Source organism: Microbacterium sp. ZW T5_45 (genome assembly GCF_044987415.1).
Taxonomy (GTDB): domain Bacteria; phylum Actinomycetota; class Actinomycetes; order Actinomycetales; family Microbacteriaceae; genus Microbacterium.
In genome coordinates, this window is record NZ_JBJDRJ010000089.1 from 1 (window position 1) to 638 (window position 638).

Annotated in this window: 1 protein-coding gene; it reads right to left on the reverse strand. The window is 62.7% G+C overall.

Annotated features, from left to right (window positions below; translation table 11 throughout):
- Positions 1–638, reverse strand: a 638-nt coding sequence (locus ACI3KS_RS19630) for an ABC transporter substrate-binding protein (RefSeq protein WP_404920219.1), incomplete at both ends; no start/stop codon positions are given.

The following is a 638-nucleotide window of genomic DNA, read 5'->3' on the forward strand; positions in this document are numbered from 1 at the left end:
GAAGTACGTCGCGGCGAGGTAGCCGCCCTGGCTGAACGACGTGAGCGGGATGTCGTTCTTCTCCATCAGCGCCCGCCAGTCCTTGTTGATGTCGTTGTCGTCGGTGAACGGATAGAACTCGGCAGGCACGTAGATGCCGGCGCCCGCGTTGTCGACCGCCTTCGCGAAGTTCTCGCTGTAGACGCTGGTGAGGTAGAGCCAGGTCACGTCGTCCCAACCCTGTGCGTTGGCGGCCTTGACCTGACCGATCGCGTCGGGCTCGACGGGGTTGATCGCGAGAGCCTTGCAGCCCTGCTCACGCGCCTTCACGATGTACGGCGTGTAGTCGGATGCTCCGTAGGGCACGGTGTCGTCGACGTACTTCGGCTTCTTGCCGGTGATCTCGGTCCACTTGTCGATCGCGGCCTGGTAGGTCGGCCGGGTGGAGCCGGCGATCTCGAGAAGCACGCAGATGTCGTCGAGGCCGAGGACCTCAGATCCGTACTGCAGCGTCAGGGTCATGTCGTTGAACGGTCCGACGTTCGCAGGCGAGATGTTCTCGCTGTCGAAGCATCCCGTGTCCACGCCGATGCCGGGAATGGAGAGGATGCTCTCCTGCTCGTAGTATTTGGCGTTGATCTCGCACTCGATGAGGCTGG